Annotated in this window: 23 protein-coding genes and 2 riboswitches; of the genes, 20 read left to right on the top strand and 3 right to left on the bottom strand. The window is 42.1% G+C overall.

The annotated features are described in order from the left end of the window. Positions 1 to 910 precede the first annotated feature (910 nt). Positions 911 to 1690, bottom strand: a complete 780-nt coding sequence (locus AC3ANV_RS17105; protein WP_488309891.1) for a Cof-type HAD-IIB family hydrolase — start codon at positions 1688 to 1690, stop codon at positions 911 to 913. 304 nt (positions 1691 to 1994) lie between these two features. Here AC3ANV_RS17105 and AC3ANV_RS17100 point away from each other — a divergent pair, with 304 nt between their 5' ends. Together AC3ANV_RS17100 and adhE are read left to right on the top strand one after the other, a co-directional pair. Further along, positions 1995 to 2222 carry a hypothetical protein gene (locus AC3ANV_RS17100; protein WP_488309890.1) on the top strand — a complete coding sequence of 76 codons (228 nt, stop codon included), beginning with the start codon at positions 1995 to 1997 and terminating at the stop codon, positions 2220 to 2222. A 61-nt stretch (positions 2223 to 2283) separates the two neighbouring features. Further along, complete coding sequence (adhE, locus tag AC3ANV_RS17095; protein ID WP_488309889.1) at positions 2284 to 4872, top strand: bifunctional acetaldehyde-CoA/alcohol dehydrogenase; 2589 nt, start codon at positions 2284 to 2286, stop codon at positions 4870 to 4872. Positions 4873 to 5114: 242 nt separating this feature from the next. Here the strand turns inward: adhE and AC3ANV_RS17090 are convergent, their stop codons facing one another. Together AC3ANV_RS17090 and AC3ANV_RS17085 are read right to left on the bottom strand one after the other, a co-directional pair. Next, positions 5115 to 6593 (bottom strand): flavin monoamine oxidase family protein, encoded by a 1479-nt coding sequence (locus tag AC3ANV_RS17090; protein WP_488309888.1) that lies wholly within the window; start codon positions 6591 to 6593, stop codon positions 5115 to 5117. Between the two features lie 721 nt (positions 6594 to 7314). Next, the gene (locus AC3ANV_RS17085) at positions 7315 to 7515 is read right to left on the bottom strand and encodes a hypothetical protein (protein WP_488309887.1); all 201 of its coding nucleotides are present in this window, start codon (positions 7513 to 7515) and stop codon (positions 7315 to 7317) included. A gap of 195 nt (positions 7516 to 7710) precedes the next feature. Further along, positions 7711 to 7908, top strand: a riboswitch (cobalamin riboswitch). A 224-nt stretch (positions 7909 to 8132) separates the two neighbouring features. Further along, positions 8133 to 8316: riboswitch (cobalamin riboswitch) on the top strand. 127 nt (positions 8317 to 8443) lie between these two features. Between AC3ANV_RS17085 and AC3ANV_RS17080 the strand changes: the two genes are divergently transcribed. The 18 genes from AC3ANV_RS17080 (at position 8444) to bluB (ending at position 25430) form a co-directional block, all read left to right on the top strand. After that, positions 8444 to 8827 (top strand): (2Fe-2S) ferredoxin domain-containing protein, encoded by a 384-nt coding sequence (locus AC3ANV_RS17080; protein ID WP_488309886.1) that lies wholly within the window; start codon positions 8444 to 8446, stop codon positions 8825 to 8827. An 80-nt stretch (positions 8828 to 8907) separates the two neighbouring features. Next, positions 8908 to 10551, top strand: a complete 1644-nt coding sequence (gene cobJ, locus AC3ANV_RS17075) for a precorrin-3B C(17)-methyltransferase (protein WP_488314262.1) — start codon at positions 8908 to 8910, stop codon at positions 10549 to 10551. A gap of 79 nt (positions 10552 to 10630) precedes the next feature. Beyond that, positions 10631 to 11557 (top strand): sirohydrochlorin chelatase, encoded by a 927-nt coding sequence (locus AC3ANV_RS17070; RefSeq protein WP_488309885.1) that lies wholly within the window; start codon positions 10631 to 10633, stop codon positions 11555 to 11557. Continuing rightward, a complete protein-coding gene (gene cobK / locus AC3ANV_RS17065) occupies positions 11554 to 12357 on the top strand; it encodes a precorrin-6A reductase (protein WP_488309884.1) in 804 nt (267 codons plus the stop codon). The genes AC3ANV_RS17070 and cobK overlap by 4 nt, the downstream gene beginning before the upstream one ends. A gap of 12 nt (positions 12358 to 12369) precedes the next feature. Then, positions 12370 to 13017 (top strand): precorrin-8X methylmutase, encoded by a 648-nt coding sequence (locus AC3ANV_RS17060; RefSeq protein WP_488309883.1) that lies wholly within the window; start codon positions 12370 to 12372, stop codon positions 13015 to 13017. Positions 13018 to 13020: 3 nt separating this feature from the next. Then, positions 13021 to 14124, top strand: coding sequence for a cobalt-precorrin-5B (C(1))-methyltransferase (locus AC3ANV_RS17055; RefSeq protein ID WP_488309882.1), 1104 nt, complete (start codon positions 13021 to 13023; stop codon positions 14122 to 14124). Then, positions 14111 to 15316 (top strand): precorrin-6y C5,15-methyltransferase (decarboxylating) subunit CbiE, encoded by a 1206-nt coding sequence (cbiE, locus tag AC3ANV_RS17050; protein ID WP_488309881.1) that lies wholly within the window; start codon positions 14111 to 14113, stop codon positions 15314 to 15316. Before AC3ANV_RS17055 ends, cbiE begins: the two co-directional genes overlap by 14 nt. A gap of 2 nt (positions 15317 to 15318) precedes the next feature. Then, positions 15319 to 16020, top strand: coding sequence for a precorrin-2 C(20)-methyltransferase (cobI, locus tag AC3ANV_RS17045; protein WP_488309880.1), 702 nt, complete (start codon positions 15319 to 15321; stop codon positions 16018 to 16020). After that, the gene (cobM, locus tag AC3ANV_RS17040) at positions 16017 to 16790 is read left to right on the top strand and encodes a precorrin-4 C(11)-methyltransferase (protein ID WP_488309879.1); all 774 of its coding nucleotides are present in this window, start codon (positions 16017 to 16019) and stop codon (positions 16788 to 16790) included. Before cobI ends, cobM begins: the two co-directional genes overlap by 4 nt. After that, on the top strand, positions 16790 to 17911 hold the full coding sequence (locus tag AC3ANV_RS17035) for a cobalt-precorrin 5A hydrolase (RefSeq protein WP_488309878.1): 1122 nt from the start codon (positions 16790 to 16792) through the stop codon (positions 17909 to 17911). The genes cobM and AC3ANV_RS17035 overlap by 1 nt, the downstream gene beginning before the upstream one ends. A 23-nt stretch (positions 17912 to 17934) precedes the next feature. Next, the gene (locus AC3ANV_RS17030) at positions 17935 to 19305 is read left to right on the top strand and encodes a cobyrinic acid a,c-diamide synthase CobB (protein WP_488309877.1); all 1371 of its coding nucleotides are present in this window, start codon (positions 17935 to 17937) and stop codon (positions 19303 to 19305) included. Then, entirely contained in the window at positions 19298 to 20830 is a 1533-nt protein-coding gene (locus AC3ANV_RS17025; protein WP_488309876.1) for a cobyric acid synthase, read from the top strand. Before AC3ANV_RS17030 ends, AC3ANV_RS17025 begins: the two co-directional genes overlap by 8 nt. After that, the gene (cobT, locus tag AC3ANV_RS17020) at positions 20811 to 21851 is read left to right on the top strand and encodes a nicotinate-nucleotide--dimethylbenzimidazole phosphoribosyltransferase (protein ID WP_488309875.1); all 1041 of its coding nucleotides are present in this window, start codon (positions 20811 to 20813) and stop codon (positions 21849 to 21851) included. The genes AC3ANV_RS17025 and cobT overlap by 20 nt, the downstream gene beginning before the upstream one ends. 19 nt (positions 21852 to 21870) lie before the next feature. Next, a complete protein-coding gene (gene cobA / locus AC3ANV_RS17015) occupies positions 21871 to 22656 on the top strand; it encodes a uroporphyrinogen-III C-methyltransferase (RefSeq protein WP_488314261.1) in 786 nt (261 codons plus the stop codon). Beyond that, positions 22657 to 23226: a nitroreductase family protein gene (locus AC3ANV_RS17010; protein ID WP_488309874.1), complete on the top strand. Its 570-nt coding sequence runs from the start codon at positions 22657 to 22659 to the stop codon at positions 23224 to 23226. A 15-nt stretch (positions 23227 to 23241) separates the two neighbouring features. After that, positions 23242 to 23799, top strand: a complete 558-nt coding sequence (cobO, locus tag AC3ANV_RS17005) for a cob(I)yrinic acid a,c-diamide adenosyltransferase (RefSeq protein ID WP_488309873.1) — start codon at positions 23242 to 23244, stop codon at positions 23797 to 23799. 88 nt (positions 23800 to 23887) lie between these two features. After that, positions 23888 to 24796 (top strand): GHMP family kinase ATP-binding protein, encoded by a 909-nt coding sequence (locus AC3ANV_RS17000; RefSeq protein ID WP_488309872.1) that lies wholly within the window; start codon positions 23888 to 23890, stop codon positions 24794 to 24796. Further along, positions 24789 to 25430, top strand: coding sequence for a 5,6-dimethylbenzimidazole synthase (gene bluB / locus AC3ANV_RS16995; RefSeq protein WP_488309871.1), 642 nt, complete (start codon positions 24789 to 24791; stop codon positions 25428 to 25430). Before AC3ANV_RS17000 ends, bluB begins: the two co-directional genes overlap by 8 nt. Positions 25431 to 25433 lie beyond the last annotated feature (3 nt).

Genomic DNA, 25433 nt, shown 5'->3' with positions numbered 1-25433 from the left:
AGGGTGGTATTCGGACAGGCCAAGCAGAAAATCGCTTAAAGTAGTCCGAATGAGGGTGGTATTCGGACAGGCCAAGCAGAAAATCGCTTAGGATAGTCCGAATGCGATAGTATTTCGGACAGGCCAAGCAGAAAATCGAATAGTGTAGTCCGAATGCGGGTGGTATTCGGACAGGCCAAGCAGAAAATCGCTTAAAGTAGTCCGAATGAGGGTGGTATTCGGACAGGCCAAGCAGAAAATCGAATAGTGTAGTCCGAATGCGGGTGGTATTCGGACAGGCCAAGCAAAAAATCGCTTAGAGTAGTCCGAATGAGGGGGGTATTCGCACAGGCCAAGCAGAAAATCGCTTAAAGTAGTCCGAATGCGGGTGGTATTCGGACAGGCCAAGCAAAAAATCGCTTAGAATAGTCCGAATGCGAGGGGAATTCGGACAGGCCAAGCAAAAAATCGCTTAGGATAGTCCGAATGCGAGCGTAATTCGGACAGGCCAAGAGAAAATCGAATAGTGTAGTCCGAATGCGGGTGGTATTCGGACAGGCCAAGCAAAAAATCGCTTAGGATAGTCCGAATGCGAGGGTAATTCGGACAGGACCATCAGAAAATCGCTTAGGATAGTCCGAATGCGAGGGTAATTCGGACAGGACCATCAGAAAATCGCTTAGGATAGTCCAAATCCGAAGTTAATTCGGACAGACTAAACAGGAAATTGTCTATAGTAGTCCGAATATACCAACACTAACTCAACTTGCGAGACCATCTTTAGCCATCTATAACAAGAGAAAAAAATAAAGAAAATGGCACTCAAAAATCAATGAGTGCCAAAATTATTGCTATTTATCGACTATACGCAGTATATTCCACTTCAAGATAGAGATACTTGGAAAATGACCGTTAGGGGCGGACAAAACGATTAGATTAAACCGAGGCGCTCTAAACCGTATCGTACCCCGTCTTCTTCCGCCGAGAGTGTTACCATATTGGCAGCTTGCTTCACTTCATCACGCGCAGACCCCATGGCGACTCCCATTCCGACCAATGAAAGCATTTCAATATCATTTAATCCATCCCCAAAGGCGACTGCTTCATCGGGAGCAATACCGAGCTTTTCTAACAATTTCGATAGACCCACGGCTTTGTTTGAATTGGACAAATTCACATCACATGTTCTTGCTCCTGAAGTCCACCTTCTGAAATCTAATTCCGGAACCTTTGTTTGATAGGATAACTCTTCCTCCATATCACAGTGAAGGAACAATTGATAAATATCCTGGTCCATCCAAAATTGAGGAGGCGCAAGTTCAGGCTTCCACGGATCATGCCGGTACGCTTCCACTACGAATGGATGGCTTATATCGGTAGCTTTAAAGCTCGTACCTCCTAAAAAAGTAAGAGGATGTTGATAATCATTAGACAAGAGATGAACTTGCTTTAATATATTTTTCTCAATCGCATTCCGGTATATTTCTTTTCCTTCATGATAGACAGATGAACCATTAAAAAAGACCATAGAGTCAACCCCTGTTTCCTCTATAATGGAATCTGAAAAATAAGGAGCTCTCCCCGTAGCAATTACAACTTCCATATTGTTCTCTCTTAACTGTAGGATCGCATCCTTTGTGGCATGACTAAGTGTTTTTCCATGCGGGAGGATGGTCCCGTCTATATCTAAAATGACAATCTTGTAATTCATTTAATAATCTCCTAACAATGACTAATCTTCTTAAATTGTTCAAAAATCCTTAATACAGTATACCATGTTTGATTAAAAAGCTAATAAAACCAACATCCTGACTGTTTCAATGTTAATAACTTTTTCTTTTTACATAAAATTGTTCCTCAAAAAGCTAGGACTTTTTATTCGTGAATCGAGGTTAATATTACCACTATTAACAAATTGTATATAATTTCATCATATTTTTGACACTTTTTGGTCAGTTTCATTCGTTTTTTCCGTGATATTATTTTAATCACAACGAAGCAAGGAGTGAAACGAGATGATGGTTTGTGAATGGCAGGACTTCTCAACAGATGCTGAGACTTTTACCTTAGAAGTCTTTGAAGAAACGGTTGGAGATGAATTTGAAGCGATGATGTTTAAGGAAAATGAGGACATTCCTTCCTATATTTGGACAGTGAATTTTGTCGTTATGGTTAAAAAGTCTTCGAGGATCCTTACCGATATTACATTTGAAAAGATTCCTAGAAATCCTGTTTGTGAATAATTGGAATACCACAAATTAGTTATTCGCTTTACTAATATTGAATCCGATGGAGGGCTTAAAAATGACAGTTCAAGTTAAACAAAATGTAACAGAAACCATTGATAGGTTAGTAGAAAATGGTTTGAAAGCATTACAGGAGTTCCGGGAATTTAATCAAGAGCAAATTGACGAAATTGTAAAGGAAATGGCTTTAGCAGGTCTGGATCAACATATGCCGCTTGCAAAACTAGCAGTAGAAGAAACAAAAAGAGGCGTTTACGAAGATAAAATCATCAAAAACATGTTTGCTACTGAATACGTCTATCACAATATTAAATACGATAAAACAGTAGGCATCATTAATGAAAACGAACATGAGGGTATGATTGAAATTGCTGAACCAGTGGGTGTGGTTGCAGGTGTAACCCCGGTTACAAATCCAACTTCAACTACAATGTTTAAATCTTTAATTTCAATTAAAACAAGAAATCCAATTGTATTTGCTTTCCATCCATCTGCGCAAAAATGTAGCAGTGAAGCTGCACGAGTCCTTAGAGATGCAGCAATTAAAGCAGGGGCTCCTGAAAATTGTATTCAATGGATTGAAACCCCATCTATTGAAGCAACCCAAACCTTGATGAAACATCCGAAAATCTCGGTGATTCTTGCAACCGGCGGCCCTGGCATGGTTAAATCCGCATATAGCTCCGGTAAACCGGCTCTTGGTGTTGGTGCAGGTAACGTTCCTTGTTATATTGAGAAAACAGCTAATTTACATCAAGCGGTTAATGATTTGATTTTATCAAAAACGTTTGACAACGGTATGATTTGTGCATCTGAACAGGCTGTCATCATCGATAAAGAAATTTATAATGAAGTTAAGAAAGAGATGATTGCCAACAATTGCTATTTCTTAAATGAAGAAGAAAAACAAAAGGTCGAAAAATTAGTCATTAATGAACAATCCTGTGCTGTTAATGCAGATATTGTGGGTATGCCCGCATACAAAATTGCTGAAATGGCCGGAGTAGCTGTTCCGGAAGGAACCAAAATTCTTGTTGCAGAATTAAAAGGTGTCGGACCGCAATATCCGCTATCAAGAGAAAAATTAAGTCCGGTGTTAGCTTGCTTCAAGGTGAGCAGCCTAGAAGAAGGATTAAAAAGAGCAGAAGAAATGCTTGAGTTTGGCGGTTTGGGTCACTCTGCAGCCATTCACACAACGAACCAAGCTGCTATAAAAGAATTTGGCTTGCGAATGAAAGCAGGAAGGATCATTGTAAATGCTCCAACTTCTCAAGGTGCGATTGGAGACATTTATAATGCCTATATGCCATCTTTGACACTTGGCTGCGGTACGTATGGAGGAAACTCTGTTTCTACTAACGTTGGTGCTATTAACTTGATTAATATTAAAAAAGTAGCGAAGAGGAACGTAAATATGCAATGGTTCAAAGTCCCTTCAAAAATATATTTTGAAAAGAATTCAACTCAATATTTAGCAAAAATGCCGAATATCTCTAAAGCATTCATTGTAACCGACCCCGGTATGGTGAAATTGGGCTATGTCGATAAGGTGCTTTACTATTTGAGAAAGCGTCCTGATTATGTCCATTGCGAAATTTTCTCCGAAGTGGAACCTGATCCATCAATCGAAACTGTTATGAAAGGCGCAGAAATGATGGCGAAATTCCAACCGGATGTAATCATTGCTCTTGGCGGTGGCTCTGCAATGGATGCAGCCAAAGGAATGTGGATGTTCTATGAACATCCGGATGCGGAGTTCTTCGGCCTGAAGCAGAAATTCCTGGATATTCGTAAGCGAATTGTGAAATATCCTCATTTAGGTGAAAGAGCACAATTTGTGGCGATTCCAACAACTTCCGGAACAGGATCTGAAGTAACGTCATTCTCTGTTATTACCGATAAAGAAGCAAATGAAAAATATCCGCTCGCTGATTATGAATTGACACCGGATGTAGCGATTATTGACCCGCAGTTTGTTATGACGGTGCCAAAACATATCACAGCTGATACTGGTATGGACGTTTTGACTCATGCGATTGAAGCATTTGTTTCCTGCATGGCGAACGACTTTACTGATGGTCTGGCAATGAAAGCGATCCAGTTGGTATTTGAGTATCTGCCAAGAGCTTACAGAAATGGCAGTGACGAAGTGGCTCGTGAAAAAGTGCATAATGCTTCAACGATTGCCGGTATGGCCTTTGCCAATGCATTCCTTGGTATTAACCATAGTCTTGCACATAAGCTTGGGGCTGAATTCCATATTGCCCACGGACGTGCCAATACTATTCTTTTGCCACATGTCATTCGCTATAATGCAACCAAACCGAAAAAGTTTACGGCGTTCCCGAAATATGATCACTTCGTCGCTGACAAGCGCTATGCGGAGATCGCGAGAACACTGGGACTGCCTGCACGTACAACGGAAGAAGGCGTGGAAAGCCTTGTTCAAGCCATTATTAGGCTGGCTACAGAGCTTGATATTCCGATGAGCATTGAAGCCAATCAAATAGAGAAATCCCTATTCGAAAGCAAAGTGGATTATCTCGCTGAGCGGGCATTTGAAGATCAATGTACAACAGCCAATCCTAAGCTTCCATTAGTCACAGAACTAGCGGAAATTTATCGTCTGGCATATAAAGGGATTTAACAAAAACCTTATCTAAAGGTGATCTCATCAAGATAAAGAAGCGGACAAAACATAGTCTCGTAAATTCGGATGGAAACCTTTTAAAAAAATGCTCTAAAGAAGAGGATGTATTCAAAATGATATAAAAGCAATGCTTATACCCTTATTGGGTTATAAGCATTGCTTTTTATTTGTTAGGCGACAATTTTATTGACTAACATCGAAAGCGTCAAAGCAGCACGTTCAAAACGCCGTATTATCCCCTAAAGTGTTTTCGGCAGGTTAGTCACTTCATGGGCAACCCTTATGCCGGATTGGATGGCACCTTCAATCCAAGCAGGGATTGTGGAGGTATGCTCCCCGGCAAAATGTACTCTTCCCTCCGGAACAGGGATAAAAGGAGATAATTCTGTTTCCTGACTGGGCTTATACATCGAGAAAGCCCCGCCGGAAAAGGGATCCTGGGACCAGCTATGAGAGGCACCTGTTAGAAAATCATCATAAACTTGTTTCCCATGGACAGTTGCCATGTTATCAAGTGCATTTCGAATACGATCTCCTTCAGGTAAATTATCCCATGACAAGGTATCATCTTCCCAAGTATAACTGGCCAAAATAATCCCGAACCCCGTTGAGCTAATTAAATGGCTTGGGTAGTAAGCAAATCTGATGGGTAAATCGGTCATCATTTTACCGCCGCGAAGCCCTTCCTTTTCCCAAAATCTGCTTTTAAATTGAAGACCAATTTTGGTAGAGGCGACATAGTGAAGTTCACGAATGGCTTGCCTTTTGTGATGGGAAAAAGAATCGCGGGGTTCAATATCCACAAATGTCAGCAGGGAAAAAGGAATGGTTATAATGGCGAGGTCACCGGTAACGATTAGCGGTCTATGGCTCTGTGTATTTCTGGAATGAATGGTAACTTGATGATTGTGCTGGACTATTTTTGTCATTTGATATCCGAAATTGAGGTTTTCCCTCAATTTCGGAAGAAAAGCTTTGGGCAGCCGGTCATTACCACCTTCTACTTCGTAAAAATGAATGTCCCGGCTAAATAGTGGTATTAACTCCCGTAGGATGGAAGGAAAAGAAAGCTCAGGGAATCCCTCTAAACCCAGTAATACTTCAATGTATTCAATTGCACCGGGTGATAAACTCATCCCAACAGGATTGTACCTTAAAAAAAAACTCATTGGGTATCTATCAAATTCTTTTACGACGATGTTCCAATTCCGTCCGGGATTTTGATTGATAAAATCAGCAACTGGTTTAATGGCTAATGTGAGCAGCTCTAAAGCCGTTTTTCCCTTTTCATGAGGTGCTACGGGGTAGTTTAACATATCGGGATTACGTATATAAGTGGAGAGGTTCGTTTTAATACCGTTTGCATAAATGAGATCATTGGGTGTAGTGTTCAAAAATGCATTCGTACGCAAATGGAATTTTTTAATGTATTCTAATGCTAAGTAATGATTATTAGGAATACGCATGGCACCAACATCAAGGTACAGATCGTCCATAAAGGGGGCTCTTAATGTATAAATGCGGCCTCCTACTCTTTGGGTTGCTTCCAAAATGGTCACTTCGTGTCCTGCGTCCTTCAGCAGTGATGCGGCAACTAATCCCGACATACCTGCTCCGACAATGATAATTTTTTTTGGAATCTGCGATAATCCAAGTCCATTTCGAATCGTCGACAGCATTTGTTCTGTTGATAACTGTGGAAATCTATAAATGGACATGATTTTCTCCTCTCCGGTTACCACAATCACTTTGTGGTGTTACCCCTGTATAATGGATTAAGATAATTATCGGTTTATACTATTTGAAGCTTCCAGTAATTGGAGTTTCTTGATTTTCTGTTCAATTATTTTAAGATATAAGATTATTTAACGGGTTATTACATAAATAAAGATATTATCCCAAGTAGCGGGTATTTCTCAATTTAACCTTTTTTACAAGACCTTCTCACCATACAAAAAAAGGCGGTTTAGTACCGCCTTTTTGACGTCTTATTTTGTGAATTTTAACCTATTGTGAATAAGCTATATTAAGATACAAGTGCAATACATTCTATTAACAAGAGGGTGATGAATATGGCAAAAAAATCAAACAACAACAAAAAGCAAAACACTGCAGCCTCGAAGAATAACAAAAACAATAATTCGAAAACTGCTAACCAAAAGAATAAGAAAAAATAGACTGAATGATGGTCTCATTTTTAAAAGAAAGTCTATGTTAAAGCTCATTGTTGATTTAGCTCACTATGTTGATTGGAGCGGAAGGCGCGAGACTCCTGCGGGAAAAGCAGGTCAAGGGAGACCCCGCAGGCGCAAAGCACCGAGGAGGCTCCCGACCGCCCGCGGAAAGCGAGTGCCTGGAGCGGAAATCAACAGGCAAGTTTAACAGAGCCAAAAGAAAAGAAGAGTCGAATCTCTCCTTTTCTTTTTTTATTCACCATCATTACTTATACAGAAAAGCGTGAGTTTCAGAAAATGTTTTAATATCTAAGGTGGTATGTGATGTAACATTAAAATATAAATAAGCATACAAGACCGAAGCAATAGATAAATAGACGGATAGTAAGCCAAACCCACGTTTGTTTTTTCTTTTTTTAAATTTTTTATAGGTTTTTAATTTAACTATGTTATTTTTCTTGTTCATATTCCTTACCACCTCGTTTTTTTATACATACGAACTTATAAATAATTATAACTGAATATTTAGATTTTTTAAAATCATAAATTTATAGGCATTTGAAGCTAGCTGTCATAAAAGGGCCTCAAAAAATTCTTGATAAATTATTATTGTTAGATTAGTATTTAAATTAAAAGGTGTATTAAAAATTTAATCGGTTTTTGTTAACAAAATTGTTAAGATGCCCATGGGCTTAATAGGGAATCCGGTGAAAGACCGGAACTGCCCCCGCAACTGTAAGTGTGGACGAAATAGGCAAACCACTGTATCTGTATATCTTTAAACGATGTACGAATACGGGAAGGGTCTAAAGTAGGAAGATGCACAAGTCAGGAGACCTGTCTTAATTTTTAAAGTTTCGATTTCTTCGGGGGTTGAGAAGATGGAACGTTTGCGGCAAAAAGTAGGGCTTCTTTTACTTTTCATTACGCTAACGTTTTATCCGTTCAACTCTCGTTGAACGGATTTTTATTTTAGATTAAAATGTGTCATTCAATGGATATGCATTAAAAAGATTTTTAAGATTCTAAATGATTTTTTTAGAATATAACATGGTTAAGGAAATAAAGCTTGTCATTATAATTTAATATCGTTTAGGAAAAGGTGCGCATTAAAAAATTGCGCTTAAAAGGGAAGACGGTTAGAATCCGTCACGGTACCCGCCACTGTATTGGGGAGTTTCATTGCAAATGTCACTGAATTTTTTCGGGAAGACGCAATGAAACGATGAACCTTAGTCAGGAGACCTGCCTTGACCTAAATACTTCATTTAACCTACGGGACTATAGGTAGAAGTGCTAAAGCATGCAATCATAGCATTATTGTGTGTATTTACACTGCACCCCTATTTTGTAGGGGTGTTTTTTTTGCATAAACAGAATGGGAGAGTGTTTTTATGACTACTTGGAATTTAAAAGGGACGAAACACCATGTGTTAATTTGTAACGGAAGCAGCTGTATGAGAAAAGGAGGGGAAGAGGCGACGCAGGCAATTCGAAATGAGATCGCTAATCTGGATTTAGATTCAGTCATACATACAACAAGAACCCGATGTAATGGAAGATGTAAGGATGCTCCTGTCGCCATTGTTTATCCGGATGGAACCTGGTACAAGAACGTTACCCCTGATGTGGGATGTAATATTGTTCGACAACATCTAAAAGGCGGGTCTTTTCTACAAGATCATGTCATTTACAAATATGATCATGAAGGCTTTATCCCGCCGGAGAAAACTGAATGTATTGAAGGGGTTTCAAAGACTGTAACAAGGAGTGTTTAACATCGGGCTTTTTCGTATGTATGGTTAGCTAGATTAATAGGTTTCTTTGTAATTGGGTTTTGGAAAGGAGCAGCAAAATGATAAAAGGTAAACTGTTGGTTATCGGTTTTGGTCCGGGAGGATACAAACATATTACCGAAAGAGCTAGAGAAGCAATACAGGAAAGCGACCTGATCATTGGGTATAAAACATATGTTGATTTGGTTGAGGGATTAATCACTGGGAAGCAAATTATCAGCACGGGAATGACAGAAGAAGTGAGCCGGGCCCAAGAGGCTGTGAAGCAGGCCGAACTGGGTAAGAAGGTAGCAGTGATTTCAAGCGGTGATGCCGGTGTGTACGGAATGGCAGGCCTCGTTTACGAGGTTTTAATTGAAAAAGGGTGGAAAAAAGATTCAGGGGTGGAAGTCGAGGTTATACCGGGAATTTCCGCGATCAACTCCTGTGCAGCATTATTGGGAGCGCCGGTCATGCATGATGCATGTACGATTAGTTTAAGTGACCATTTAACACCGTGGAAATTAATCGAGAAAAGAATTGAAGCAGCAGCTCAGGCTGATTTTGTTATTGCTCTATACAATCCAAAAAGCGGGAGAAGAACAAGACAAATTCTGGAAGCGCAAAAAATACTGTTAAAATATCGGTCGCCCGAAACTCCTGTAGGATTAGTGAAAAGTGCGTACCGTGATAGCCAAAATGTAGTCATAACCAATTTACAAGACATGCTTGATCATGAAATTGGGATGTTAACGACCGTTTTAATTGGAAACTCTTCGACATTTTTCTATGATGACTTGATGATTACACCGCGCGGCTATCAACGGAAGTATACATTAAATCAGGATTTACAGCCATTAAAACCGCATCAGCGTTTACAAAAGGAAGCTGAACCATGGGCGTTGGAGCAAACATACGAATTAAAGCCAATGAAGAATAATGCAGTTGCGGCACCAGTGAACGCATCAGGAGCAGCAGAAAAGGAATCTCCGAGAGAACTGGCAGAGGAAGCATTACAACTAATTCTTGGTGAAAGTGAAGGATTCTCTCAAAATTTGATTGTTAACCAGCCTATTGAATCTATTTTTGAACTTGCGGTAAGTCCCGGTGTCGCGAATAAAAAATTTACACCAAAACAAATGGTTACTCTTTCGGAAATAGTAGGAGAAGAAGGAGCTATTGAATACACACAGGATCATTATATTAAACTGCAGATTTTAACCTCTAATCCAAGTGAAATAGTAAAAAAATTAGAAGATGCAAACTTTTTGATTTCTCCGATTGGAGATGTCTTAACGGTAAAAGCCTGCGATTTTTGTGATGGAGAGAAGAAGGATGCCATTTCCTATGCAGAGGAGCTGCAAGAAAGTCTTGGAGGAATGGAACTTCCTAAGGAATTAAAGCTGGGCGTTAATGGCTGCGGCATGGCCTGCTACGGAGCGGTAAAAGAAGATATTGGCATCGTGTACCGAAAAGGAGCGTTTGATTTATTTTTAGGGGCAAAGACAGCCGGAAGAAATGCACATCCGGGTCAAATCGTTGCTGAAGGAATTGCACCTGATCAAATTATCGGGGTTGTGGAGCAGATTGTCCTAGAATATAAAAAGAAGGCCTATCCTAATGAGCGCTTCTACAAATTCTTTAAACGTGTAAAGCAGGTTCAAGGATTTAAGTATCAAGATATTACACCGACTATAAAAATGGAAGAAGCGGTGTGCGGGGATTAAGTTTGCAGGGAAACAGGAGAATGATAAAGGCCAATCTATAAACAAGATTGGTGCTTAAAAACAAAGGGGAGGAATCATTTTGAAAGCAATTTTATTTGTTGGACATGGAAGTAAAGATCGGGAAGGTAATGATCAAGTCCGTCAATTTATAAAATCTATGAGCAGTAATTGGGACGATAACGTACTAGTTGAGACGTGTTTTTTAGAATTTGAAAGACCAACCGTAAATCAAGGAATTGATGTATGTGTTGAGAAGGGGGCCGATCATATTGTTGTTATTCCAATTATGCTCCTGCAAGCCGGACATTCAAAAATTCATATTCCCGGAGCCATCGATGAGGCAAAGAAAAAATATCCGCTTGTACAGTTTACCTATGGCAGACCGATTGGCGTTCATGAGGAAACGTTTGAAATCCTAAAAACGAGATTAGCAGAAATCGAGGAGAACATAGAGCATCCGGATCCCGATACTGCGGTCCTTCTGTTAGGGCGCGGCGGAAGCGATCCGGATGCTAATAGTGATTTATATAAGATTGCAAGATTACTTTGGGAAAAAACAAACTACCAAATAGTAGAACCTGCTTTTATGGGGGTAACCAATCCCCTTGTGAACGAAGGAATCGAGCGATGTTTAAAGCTCGGAGCAAAGAAGGTCATTATCTTACCTTATTTCTTGTTCACCGGAATTTTGATGAAACGGTTAGAAAAGATGATGGTTCAATTCCAAAATCAATTTACTAACATGGAATTTAAATTGGCCGGCTATTTTGGCTATCATCCTAAATTGCAATCGATTTTAAAAGAACGTGTGGAAGAAGCGTTTCGTGATGAGGTAAAGATGAATTGTGATACTTGTCAATATCGTCTGAATGTAATGGAACATGTTCATCATCACCACCACGATCATGATCATCACGACCATGACCATGACCATGACCATGACCATGACTACCATCATCATCATCATCATGAACACGAAGGGCAGAAGGTAGGGGATGGAAGATGATTTTAGTATTAGCCGGAACAAGCGATGCCCGGGCACTGGCTTTAGATATCAAGAAAGCCGGCTACAGTATTTTGGCTACCGTTGTAACGGAAAATGCCGCGGATGAAATGAAGCTGGCAGGTATTAATGTACGTGCAGGAAGATTAACGAATGAAGAAATGGTGAGTTTGATCGAAACAAAGGGAATTCAAGCGATTGTGGATGCGAGTCATCCATTTGCGGAAGAAGCATCTAAAAATGCGATAAGTGCTGCAAAAACAGCGAAGGTTCCCTATATTCGTTACGAGCGGGAGTCCCAATCCTTCCAATATGAAAAGATGATCGCGGCAGAAAGCTACGAGGAAGCAGCGGAGATTGCGGCAGCGAAAAAAGGGGTTGTGATGCTGACAACAGGCAGCAAAACACTTCAGGTATTTACCGAGAAATTAGTAGGGAACCCGGACATCCGGCTGATCGCTCGTATGCTGCCTCGCACCGATAATATGGAAAAATGCGAACAGCTTGGTTTTCCGCAAAAAAATATTGTCGCGATTCAAGGCCCTTTTACAAAGGAGTTCGACCAAGCTCTTTATAAGCAATACGGTGTGACATTAATGATCACAAAAGAGAGCGGTAAGGCCGGTTCTGTTGATGAAAAAGTTGAAGCAGCGAAGGAACTTGGCATTGAGATCATCATGATTGGACGTCCAAAAATAAATTATGGAACGGTATATTCAAATTTTAACGACGTGCTTCGTGAATTACATAATAATGTACCTTCCACATTTGACCATTTTGAAAAAGAACATATAGTTAAATAAGGAGTGAGGAAAATGGATTTTCGTACTGAGTTTAAACCGTTAACGGTTCAGCCCGAACAAATTGAAGGAAAAAGCTTTGAAATGATAAATGAAGAAATTGGTGAGCATTCCTATACGGATGAGCAATATCCCATTGTACAGCGGATCATTCATGCATCAGCTGACTTTGAATTGGGAAAAAGCGTACTCTTTCATCCTGATGCAGTCCAGGCAGGAATTCGTGCCATTCGCAGCGGAAAAAAAGTAGTAGCGGATGTACAAATGGTTCAGGTTGGCGCAAATAAGGCACGAATTGAAAAATACGGGGGAGAAATTAGCGTTTACATTTCGGATCCGGATGTGATGCAGGAGGCAAAACGATTAAATACAACCAGGGCCATCATCTCGATGAGAAAAGCGGTAAAGGAAGCGGACGGCGGTATTTTTGCTATTGGGAATGCCCCGACTGCGTTACTCGAACTCATCCGTCTGATTAAAGAAGGTGAGGCCAAACCGGGCCTTGTAATCGGCCTGCCGGTAGGTTTTGTTTCAGCGGCTGAATCAAAAGAAGAATTAGCCAAGCTCGATATTCCGTTTATCACAAATATTGGCAGAAAAGGCGGCAGTACCGTTACCGTTGCGGCATTAAATGCCATTTCCATTCTTGCAGACCGGGTGTAGGACATGCAGGAAGTACCAAAAGGAAAGCTGCGTGAAGGATATACGACAGGGGCCTGTGCTACGGCAACGACAAAGGCCGCGCTGACGGCGTTAATTACCGGTGAATCGCAAACAGAATCTACCATTTATTTACCAGTAAAAAGGTTTGCTACCTTTCATATCGAAAGCTGCGAGATTACGGAAGAGATGGCGATAGCAAGTACCATTAAAGACGCAGGAGACGATCCGGACGCGACCCACAGGGCATTGATTGTTTCAACGGTTTCCTGGTCGGATGAACCAGGGATTATCCTTGACGGGGGTGTCGGGGTTGGCCGCGTAACCAAGGAAGGATTGCCGGTGCCCGTCGGGGAAGCGGCAATCAACCCCGTGCCTCGCAGGATGATCCGCGAGACTGCAGAAGGGGTCTTAAAAGAATACCGGATCGAAAAAGGAATAAAGATCGTGATTTCGGTACCCGATGGGGAGGAAATAGCGAAAAAAACGCTAAACGGACGTTTAGGGATTATTGGGGGAATTTCGATCCTGGGTACCCGCGGGATCGTCGTTCCGTTTTCCACAGCTGCCTATAAGGCCAGTATTATTCAGGCCATCAGTGTGGCACGGGCAAGCGGGTGCGAGCATCTTGTCATTACCACTGGCGGACGAAGTGAAAAATGCGCGATGAAGCAATTTCCGGAGCTCTCTGAGGATGCGTTTGTGGAGATGGGAGACTTTGTCGGTTTTACGCTTAAACAATGCAAGAAGCAAGGGGTAAAAAGAGTTTCAATGGTTGGAATGATGGGGAAATTTTCAAAAGTTGCCATGGGGATTATGATGGTTCACTCGAAAAGCGCCCCTGTTGATTTTCAGTTTTTAGCCGATGTTGCCGGAGATTCCGGTGCAGATTTTGCCCTTATCGAGGAAATTAAAAATGCCAATACCGCTTCGCAGGTTGGTGACATGATGGTCGCGCACGGCCACCTCCCATTTTTTGAACGGCTATGCGATTATTGCTGCCTCGCTGCGTTAAAGGAAGTGGATGGCGGTATCGCGGTAGACACCTCTTTATATACGATGAAGGGGGAATTTTTAGGAAAGGCGGTGCGGGATAATGGCATCGATTAAAATGATTGGCATCGGGGATGAAGGGAAAGTAAGCCTGCTTCCCATGTATGAAAAGTGGATCGATGAAAGTGAATTATTAATAGGAGGAAAGCGTCACCTTTCCTTTTTTCCTGAATACCAGGGAGAAAAAATCGTCATTGAGGGCGGTCTTTCTTCGCTTGTTGACCGCTTGCGGACGGAAACGAAAAACGTTGTGATTTTGGCATCCGGAGACCCGTTGTTTTTTGGAATTGGCGGCTACTTATCTTCTAAAATTGATTTGGACATTTATCCTTATTTAAGCTCTATCCAGCTGGCATTTGCCAAAATGGGAGAACGATGGCAGGATGCTTACTTTACAAGCGTTCATGGAAGAAGTATGAAAGGGCTGGCACAGCGTATTGATGGGAAAGAGAAAGTCGCGATTTTAACAGATATGGAAAATTCGCCGAACAAAATTGCTCAGTATTTGCTCAGCTTTGGTATAACCGAATATCAGGCGTTTGTCGGCGAGAACCTTGGCAATGAAAACGAAAGATGCCGCCGGTTTCGCCTTGATGAAATGAAGGATGCTGAGTTTTCACCGCTTAATGTCGTGATTTTGAAGAGAGTAGGAGAAAATCCTTCATGGTCCATCGGAATTGAAGATGAGGAGTTTTTTCAGCGAAAGCCCGATAAAGGTTTAATCACGAAAAAGGAAATTCGAACATTAAGCATCAGTGCAATGCGTTTAAAAGAAGACAGCATCGTTTGGGATATCGGTACCTGTACAGGTTCAGTAGCGATTGAAGCCGCAAAATTGGCCCGGGAAGGGCAGGTCTTTGCGATTGAGAAGAACGAGGGAGATCTGGAAAACTGCAAACAAAATTTAGCAAAGTTCCGTGTCGATGCGACGCTCATTCACGGGAAAGCACCGGAAGGATTAGAAACGTTCCCGGATCCGGATGCTGTTTTTATCGGGGGAACGGCCGGCGGGATGGGAGAAATTTTGGATATCTGTTGCAGCCGCTTGAATGCTGGAGGTCGAATCGTTTTAAATGCCGTGACAATCGAAAATCTGTCAGAAGCGATGACGGCCTTTAAGGAACGGGGATTTCATACGAAGATTACACTTGCCCAAATTTCAAGAAGTAAACCAATCTTGAATCTAACAAGATTTGATGCATTAAATCCTATTTACATAATTGAAGCATGGCGTCAGGAAGGGGAGTAAGTATGTTTGGTACATTATACGGCTTAGGGGTTGGCCCGGGAGACCCGGAGCTTATAACGGTGAAGGCATTTCGAAAATTAAAAGAGTCACCGGTAATTGCCTATCCAAAGAAACAAAAAGGCAGTAAAAGCTATGCACAGCGAATTATTGATGTTTATATTCAGCCGAACGAAAAGGAAATGCTTGGACTTGTGTTTCCGATGACAAAAGATCCCGCTACATTGGAAAGAAAATGGAGTGAAACAGTAGAAAGTGTCTGGGGGAAGCTGCAGGAAGGGAAGGATGTTGCCTTTGTAACAGAAGGAGATCCGCTTCTTTACAGTACCTTTATTCATATGATGCGCTTAATGCAAGAGAAACACCCGGATGTACCGATTGAAGTCGTCCCAGGCATTTCTTCTATCAATGGAGCAGCTTCAAGGCTCGGGATTCCTCTGGCAGACGGTAATGAGCATGTGGCGATTGTTCCGGCGCGGGATGACTATGAAACAATGAAAAAAGTATTGGAAGACAATGATTGCGTCATTTTTATCAAAGTAGCGAAAGTGATTGATTTGATGCTGGACGTTTTACGTGAGTTGGATTTGCTTCATAAGGCCTCCGTCGTCACAAAGGTAACATCGGATGAGGAGATTATTTGGAGGGCTGACGAGCTTGAAGGAGCTGAGCTTGAATACTTAACTTTAATGGTGGTGCGAAAATGAAGCTATACATTATCGGTGCAGGTCCCGGAGATCCGGATTTAATCACAGTAAAAGGACTTAAACATTTGCGGGAAGCAGACGTTGTCCTTTATGCCGATTCTCTTGTCAATGAAGAATTAATTGCAAAGGCAAAGCCGTCAGCGGAAGTAATGAAGACAGCAGGCATGCATTTAGAGGAGATGGTTGACATTATGGTTGACCGAATCCGGCAAGGCAAAAAGGTTGTTCGTGTCCACACCGGAGATCCGGCTGTATATGGTGCCATCATGGAGCAAATCGTTCTTTTAAAACAGAAAGAAATTGACGTGGAGATTGTACCGGGAGTCAGCTCCGTGTTTGCAGCAGCAGCGGCGGCACAAGCTGAGCTGACAATTCCCGATTTAACGCAAACCGTTATTCTCACAAGAGCCGAGGGCAGAACGCCGGTACCGGAATTTGAAAAGCTATCGGATTTAGCGAAACATCAATGTACGATTGCTCTGTTCTTAAGTGCGACGTTAACGAAAAAGCTTGTCAAGGAATTGACCGGGGCAGGTTGGAGCAAAGATACTCCGGTTGCAGTCGTCTATAAAGCATCGTGGCCGGATCAAAAAATTGTCCGGACAACATTAGAACGGTTAGACGAAGATATGCGCGTAAACGGCATTCGGAAACAAGCGATGATTTTGGCGGGATGGGCACTCGATGAAAACATCCACAATCAACAGTACCGCTCAAAGCTGTACGATAAAACCTTTACGCACGGATTCCGCCGGGGGGAGGAGGCTTGATGATCGAGCTTAAGGAGGAGCAAAAGGCGGTTATCCGGAAGCAAGGTGACTACGCAATTGTTGCGATTACAAAACATGGCGTAGAACTTGCACGAAAGCTGGGCCATTCTTTTCAACATGCAGATGTGTACTATATGAGTAAATTTGAAAAAGGTGATGAAGGGCTGAAGGACATTCAGCTGTTCACCGGCAGCGTCCGCCTTCTTCTGCCATCGCTATTCGAAGCGTACAAGGGTCTTATCATTATTATTTCCCTTGGAGCTGTTGTTCGAATGATTGCGCCATTGTTAAAGGATAAAAAAACAGATCCCGCCGTTGTTGTCATCGATGATAAAGGGGAACATGTAATCAGCGTATTGTCAGGGCATATCGGGGGAGCCAATGAATTAACGAAAGAAGTAGCTGCCGCCCTTAAGGCACGTCCAATTATTACAACCGCTTCGGATGTACAGGAAACCATTCCTGTTGATTTATTTGGCAAGCGGTTTGGCTGGGTATGGGACTCCGCAGAAAAGCTGACACCTGTTAGCGCAGCTGTTGTGAATGAAGAAAAGATTGCTGTCGTACAGGAGTCAGGGGAAAAGGAATGGTGGCATTTTGGACGTCCGCTTCCGGAAAATATTAAGGTATACCAATCGGTTGCAGAAGCACTTTCAGAAAAGCCGGCCGCAGCTCTTGTGATTACTCATCGGAATTTAACGGAAGAAGAAAATCGGATTTTAGAAAATGGGGTTTTATACAGGCCGAAGGTCATTGTGCTTGGAATGGGCTGCAACCGCGGAACATCCTCCGAGGAAATTGAAGCGGTTATAAACGAAACGCTGGAGGAGTTACATTTTTCCCGCAAAAGTGTTAAGGCGCTGTGCACGATTGAGTTAAAAAAGGACGAAGCCGGATTGATTGAAGTTGCCAATAAACACGCTTGGGAGTTTATCTATTTTACATCGGATGAACTGAATTCCATAAAAATCGAAGAGCCTTCGGAGACGGTTTTTAACTTTACAGGCGCATACGGCGTCAGTGAGCCTGCTGCTAGGTTGTACAGCGGTGCGGAAAAAATGGAGCTGATCAAAAAAAAATCAGGAAATGTGACCATTTCAGTTGCGATTATTCCATATTGATGGAATATAGAGGGGGAAATAGCATGTCAGTTCGCAGACTTGTAATTGCAGGAACCGGAAGCGGTGTAGGAAAAACAACCTTGACGATCGGGCTAATGTCTGCCTTAAAGAAAAAGGGATATACCGTTCAGGGATTTAAATGCGGTCCGGATTATATTGACCCGACATACCATACAGCGGTTACCGGCAGGATTTCCAGAAATATTGACAGCTGGATGCTGAATCACGAGATGGTCAAAGAGATTGTAAACCGTGGCAGTGAAGGAGCCGATATTTCCATCATTGAAGGTGTAATGGGATTCTTTGACGGAAAAAATCCGACGAATAACAATGGCTCAACAGCAGAAATCAGTATCATCACGAAAAGTCCGGTGGTTCTTGTCGTGAATTGTGCCAGTATGGCACGGAGTGCAGCCGCGATTGTAATGGGATTTCAAGCGTTTCTAAAAGAAACAAATATTGTCGGTGTGATCGCAAACCGGGTTGGCAGTGAAGGACATTTTAAAATCGTTAAAAAAGCCATTGAACAAGAGTGCGGTATTCCTGTTCTTGGGTATTTGAAAAAGGACCATGAAATTGCCATCCCGGAACGGCACTTAGGGTTGATTCCATCCGTAGAACGGGGAGAACTTAATCCATTTTTTGAATCTCTCGGTGAGTTAGTGCTTGAAACGGTAGATGTGGAAGCCTTATATGAGCTGGCGAAAGCTGCTCCGCTGGAGATAAAAGAATCCCAGTTTAAGAGAAAGGAAAAGGAAGCGGTGCGAATTGCGGTTGCAAGAGATGCTGCCTTTAACTTTTATTATCAGGAAAATCTGGAAATGTTAGAAGCGTCCGGCGCTGAGCTCATCGAGTTCTCCCCATTAAAGGGTGAAAGATTACCTGATGATGTGGATGGTTTCTATATCGGCGGGGGATTCCCGGAAGAATTTGCAGAAGAGCTTGCAGAGCAGAAAGAAGTAAAACGCTCGATTCGGGCGGCGATTGAAAAAGGGCTGCCAACATTGGCAGAATGCGGTGGGTTTATGTTTTTAACCGAATTTCTTGAAACCACAGACGAAAGAAACTATGAAATGGTCGGGATCATTCCCGGTAAGGTTAAAATGCAAACCAAGCTGGCTGCATTAGGATATCGCGAAATAACCGCAGAGGAAGGGAATTTCTTATTAAATGGGGATCTGAATGCAAGGGGCCATGAATTCCATTATTCTACCTTTCATCCAAATACAGAAATTCAGCACGCCTATCAAACAAAAGGCATGCGCGGGTTCAAGCAAGAGGGTTATAGAAAAGGAAATTTAATAGCAGGTTATACTCATTTTCACTTTGGTTCGTGCCCTGGAATGGTTGAAAATTGGATTAACAAATGTAAGGAGTACCAAGCAAATGACTAAGGTGCTCCCAATCATGTTTCAAGGTACTAATTCTGATGTCGGCAAAAGTGTCCTTGTAACGGCATTTTGCCGTATTTTCGTGCAGGATGGACATAAAACGGCTCCATTTAAATCACAAAATATGGCTTTGAATTCTTATATCACAGTGGACGGAAAAGAAATAGGAAGAGCCCAAGGAGTACAGGCGGAGGCAGCCGGCATTCAGGCAACCACCGATATGAATCCGATTTTAATCAAGCCGAACCGTGATAACGAAGCTCAAATTGTTGTACATGGTAAACCGTATAAAAATATGGAAGCCGGTGTTTATAGGAAGGAATTTTTTCAAACAGGTTTAGAGCTTATTAAAGAATCCCTTACCGTTCTCTCAGAAAACTATGAACGGATTGTCATTGAAGGGGCAGGCAGTCCTGCCGAGATTAATCTGAATGATCGCGAATTAGTCAATATGCGCGTTGCCAGAATGGCCAATGCACCCGTCATTTTGATTGGGGATATTGAAAAAGGTGGGGTTTTTGCCAGTTTAGTAGGGACACTTCAGCTAATGGAACCGGAGGACAGGGATCGGGTGATTGGTGTCATCATCAACAAATTCCGGGGAGATGTTCGTCTACTGGAATCAGGATTGACGTGGTTTGAAGAATATACAGGAAAACCGGTACTCGGTGTGATCCCATATATAAACCAGTTAAATATAGATGCTGAGGATTCTGTTTGTTTAAATCAATATACAGCTATTACTAATACAGAAAAAGAACTGGATATTGCGGTCATCCAGTATCCGAAAATCTCCAATTTTACGGATGTCGATCCATTTTTTGCCGAGCCTGATTGTCATGTCCGTTTTATCACGAGTGCTGAACAATTGCAGGAACCCGATTTAGTTATTCTGCCCGGGAGCAAGAATACAATCGAAGATTTCCTTTTTTTAAGAAAAAGCGGTATAGGGCAAAGAATAATGGAATTACAACGAAAGAAAAAGTCAGTGATATTCGGGATATGCGGCGGGTATCAAATGCTCGGTGAAGAAATTCGGGATCCGCATGCAATTGAGTCCCCTCATCAAGCAACCGACGGGCTTTGCTTGCTGCCAATCCGTTCGACCATCACAAACGAAAAGACGACAGTGTTATCAAACGGGATTCTAGTGCTTTACGGTAAAAGCTTTAGCGTGACAGGTTATGAGATACATATGGGAGAAACAGAGACGACAGGAGATTTTCAAGGACTTATTAAAACAAACGGCCGAACAGACGGCTACAAAACGGAAGATAATAGCGTAATAGGCACCTATTTTCATGGAATTTTTCATAATGATCCATTTCGCGAGGAACTGCTTAATCAGATTCGGCAAACAAAGGGATTGGCTCCGATTAACAATCGTGTTTCGTTTAACCAATTGCGTGAAGACGCCTTTGATCGTTTAGCAGACCATGTTAGAGGAAATGTGAACCTCGATTTCATTGAAGATAAAATGAAGGAATTTCAAAATAGGAGGATGCATAATGAGTTATCAAGTAGCTGAGATTCAGCCGTTAGATCAACAAATAGGTCAAAAGGCAAGAGAGTATATCGATACATTAACGAAACCTCCCGGGAGCTTAGGAAGATTAGAGGAAATGGCCATTCAGCTGGCTGAAATAACTTCAGAAACATTTCCGGTCGTAACACCGCCGGGGGTTATTGTGTTTGCCGCTGACCATGGTGCGGTCGAAGAGGGTGTATCGGCTTTCCCGCAGGAAGTTACGGTGCAAATGGTTTTGAATTTTTTAAACGGTGGTGCAGCCATTAATGTCTTCAGCAGGCAAATTGGTGCGGCGTTTGAGGTGGTTGATATCGGTGTTGCGGCTGATATTGAAGCTGCCGGCGTGGTAAAACGAAAAATTCGCTATGGCACGGCCAATTTTTGTAAACAAGATGCATTAACAAAAGAAGAAGTGGAAAAAGCGATTGCGGTTGGATATGAGCGTGGAGAAAATATGATCCTTAATGGAAGCAAATGCCTTATTCTTGGCGAAATGGGAATTGGCAATACCACTTCCAGCAGTGCCATACTAGCTGTATTAAGCGGCCGTGATGTCAGTGCTCTTGTCGGTCGGGGAACAGGGATTGCTACTGAAAAAATAATTCATAAACAAGAGGTCATCGTACGTGCACTAAAGGAAAGAAAGCCTGATCGAAACGATCCAATTGATATCTTGGCGAAAGTGGGCGGATTGGAAATTGCAGGAATGACCGGAGCGATGTTAGCAGGAGCTGCGAATCGGGTTCCAATTCTTGTTGACGGCTTTATTTGTACAATAGCTGCTCTACTGGCAAAGGAAATTTGCAGCTCGGTAAGTGATTATATGATCGCCTGCCATCGTTCAGTTGAACCGGGCCACGAGATTGCCCTTCAGCTATTAGGAAAAAAGCCGATCCTTGATTTAGATTTGCGTTTAGGTGAAGGAAGCGGTGCGGCAGTTGCCTTTCCAATTTTACAATCAGCCACTTTAATGTTAAAGGAAATGGCAACTTTTACATCTGCGGGTGTTTCAAAAGAGTAACGGTAAAAGGAGATAGATGATGACAAAAGGAAGAGTGTATCTTGTCGGAGCGGGACCCGGAGATCCAAAGCTAATTACCGTTTATGGGATGGAGTGCATCCAAAAAGCGGATGTTATTTTATATGACCGTTTAGTGAATGATGCGTTACTGGAGCATGCAAAGGACGATGCGGAGCTGATTTTTTGCGGGAAGCTCCCGGGAAAACATCAAATTATTCAGGATCAAATTCATGAGCTCTTAATCGAAAAAGCATCCATGGGGAAGACCGTTACCAGATTAAAAGGGGGCGATCCTTGTATATTCGGACGTGTTGGTGAGGAAGCGGAAGTCTTGGCTGAGTACGGCATACCATATGAAATCGTACCGGGTATTACATCCGGAATTGCTGCGCCTGCTTATGCGGGAATCCCTGTTACCCATCGCGATTATGCTTCTTCCTTCGCGATCGTAACCGGCCATGGCCGAGCTGAAAAGGAAGAAGATCATATAAATTGGTCAGCGCTGGCGCAGGGAATTGACACGATTGCGTTTTATATGGGGATTGGGAATTTAAACCATATATGTACCAGGTTAATAGAGCATGGAAAAAACCCCAATACGAAAGCAGCTATCATTCAATGGGGAACAACAGAAAGGCAGAAGACCGTTACAGGAACCTTATTAACGATAGAAGATCTTGCTGCCAACGCCGGTATTACCCATCCTGCCATTGTCCTCGTTGGTGATGTCGTCGGGGTACGGGAAAAAATCAGGTGGTTTCAAGAAGAAGAAGAAAAAAAAGCAGTGAGCATAGGGAGAGAGTAAATGTCGATTATAGCTGAAATCAAAAATCGGAGAGCGATTCGGGATTATGCCGAAAGAGATGTTGAGGATGAAAAAATTAAAACATTATTAGAAGCCGCGACATGGGCACCAAATGATCGAATGAGGGAACCATGGGGCTTTTATGTGATAAAAGGTGAAGCCAAAAAGCGCTACGAGATTTTGGCATTTGACTATTTGCAGGAGCGTTTTCCAACGAAACCCCATCTGGTAGAGAGCTCACTAAAGGTACTAAAAACCACACCGGTTCACATTGTTGTAACAGCCGACATCGTCCCCGGTGATGACGAGGCTTCTCGGGATAATGAATACGCTGTCTGTTGTGCGATCCATTCGATGTGGCTTGCCGCAAAAGAATTGGGCATAGGGCTGGTTTGGCGGACAAGGGGTGTGGGACTTGTTGGTGATGCGCGGATGTATGAGTTTATCGGTTCACCGGAAAACAAAAAAATAATCGGAAATCTTTTTATCGGTTATCCGGATAATGAAGCATTAAAAAAAATCAAAGCGCCGGCTCGAACACCATTTGAAGAAAAAACAGTCTGGCTATAAGAAGGAGGTAATGGAATGGAACAGTTAGTGGAAAACAAAAAACAACGCGGACTAACGTTAGTCTATACAGGCGATGGAAAAGGGAAAACAACTGCCGCCCTTGGTCTTGCCATCCGTGCCGCCGGACGAGGGAAACGGGTACTGGTGATCCAATATATTAAATCTCCCGAAAGAACATATGGGGAAAAAATCACGTTTGAAAAATTGGGTATTGAAATCTTCCAAATGGGCGTCGGTTTTACCTGGACAAAAACACCTGAGGAGCATCGGGAGGCATTAAAAACAGCATGGGCTTTTACGAAAGAAAAGGTGCTTTTGGGCGGATATGATGTAGTCATTTTGGATGAACTTAATAATGCCCTGGCGATAGAAACGTTTCCGATTGATGATGTCCTTCCTCTGAAGGAGGTTCTCGATTTAATACAAAATCGTCCCGATCGGATTCATCTTGTGATTACGGGACGGTCCGCAAAGGAAGAGCTAATGGCCTGCGCTGATTTAGTGACGGAAATGAAGCCGGTGAAGCATTACTATAATGAAGGAATTTCTGCAGTAAAGGGAATTGAATTTTAATCGAGGAATTCAATAGTAGGATAGTGTGCAAATTTGGTGAACGTCAAGGTTGAACAATGTATGAAATAGTGGAATGGGAGCTTTCACGATGAGACTAGGCACAGGAAGTTGTAATGGTACATTTGGAGAACTGGTGCAAGGGGTTATAGGTGAACGGCCTTTTTTAATCACGTTGCCAATCGCAAGTTTGAGAAGTGAGGCCATCTTTATCCCTGATCCAACCGTCTCTGAAATGACGGTTTTGAATTCAAAGGTAAAAGCATTGGAAGCCGGAGAATTGTTAGTTCAACAGTTTGGTTTGAATGGTGGCGGCCTTCTTGACATTCGTACCAATATTCCGGTTGGCAAGGGGATGGCAAGCAGTTCCGCTGATATTACAGCGGCTATGAAGGCCATTGCTCAAAGTTACTCACTCCCTTTAACGAAAGAAATGATCTCGACAATAGCAGCAAAAATCGAGCCGACAGATGGAGTGATGTACGATGAGGTTGTTGCTTATGATTATATTCACGGCGAACTTATTGAAAGCTTTGGGACTTTCCCTCCGTTTATCTTAGTTGGAATCGATCTTGGCGGAACAGTAGATACGATTGAATTTAATCAATTTGAAAAAGCTTATGATCGGCACGATCAAAATCATTTTTTAGAAGCATATGAATGGGTCAGAGCAGGGTTCCGGAAAAAGAATATATCCTTCATCATTAAGGCGGCAACGATTAGTGCACGAATAAATCAAAAAATAGTACCCAGACCATTTTTTAATGAATTTGAAAAATTAGCTCATGCATGTCAGGGCGGTATTGTTGTCGCCCACAGTGGAACTGTGATGGGAATTTTAATAGATTGGAATATTCCTAATCGAAACGAGGTTGTTTTACATTTATCAAAACAAATGTCTATTTTGATAAAAAACCCTGCAATAAAACCTTTTTATTTTGTAAGCAATGAAAAAATGAATGGTCAAAAAATAACGGAGGGGAGGATTATAAATGTTTAGTAATGAAGAAAAAGAAGCGATTTACAAGGTGATTTATAACAGGAGGGATGTTCGCAGTTTTCTTCCTGCCCCTATTTCTCAAGAGATCATTGATCGGGTCCTTCAAGCGGCACATCATGCCCCATCAGTAGGATTTATGCAGCCATGGAATTTTATCTTAGTAAGCTCAACTGAAATGAAGGAACGTCTTGCCTGGGCAGCAGAAAAAGAACAAAAAGCATTGGCCATTCATTATGAGGAAGACCGTGCTGCACGTTTTTTAAGTTTAAAAGTCGAGGGGATAAAACAAGCCCCATTAACCATTTGTGTTACATGTGATCCTACACGCGGAGGCTCTCATGTATTAGGAAGGAATTCCATTCCCGAAACGGATATTCTTTCGGTAGCGTGTGCAATACAAAATATGTGGCTGGCGACATGCGCGGAAGGATTAGCTATGGGCTGGGTCAGTTTTTATAAGAAAAATGATGTACGAGATATATTACAAATTCCTCCACATATTGATCCTGTTGCCTTAATTTCTATCGGATATACAGCTGAATATCCCTCATCCCCGATACTGGAGCAAGTTAATTGGGAAAAAAGAAGATCTCTTCAAAATTTACTATTCTATGAGACATGGGGCAATCAATGAAAC

Source organism: Neobacillus sp. DFD-2R, from assembly GCF_057747865.1.
This window is presented reverse-complemented; position numbering and strand designations above follow the sequence as displayed.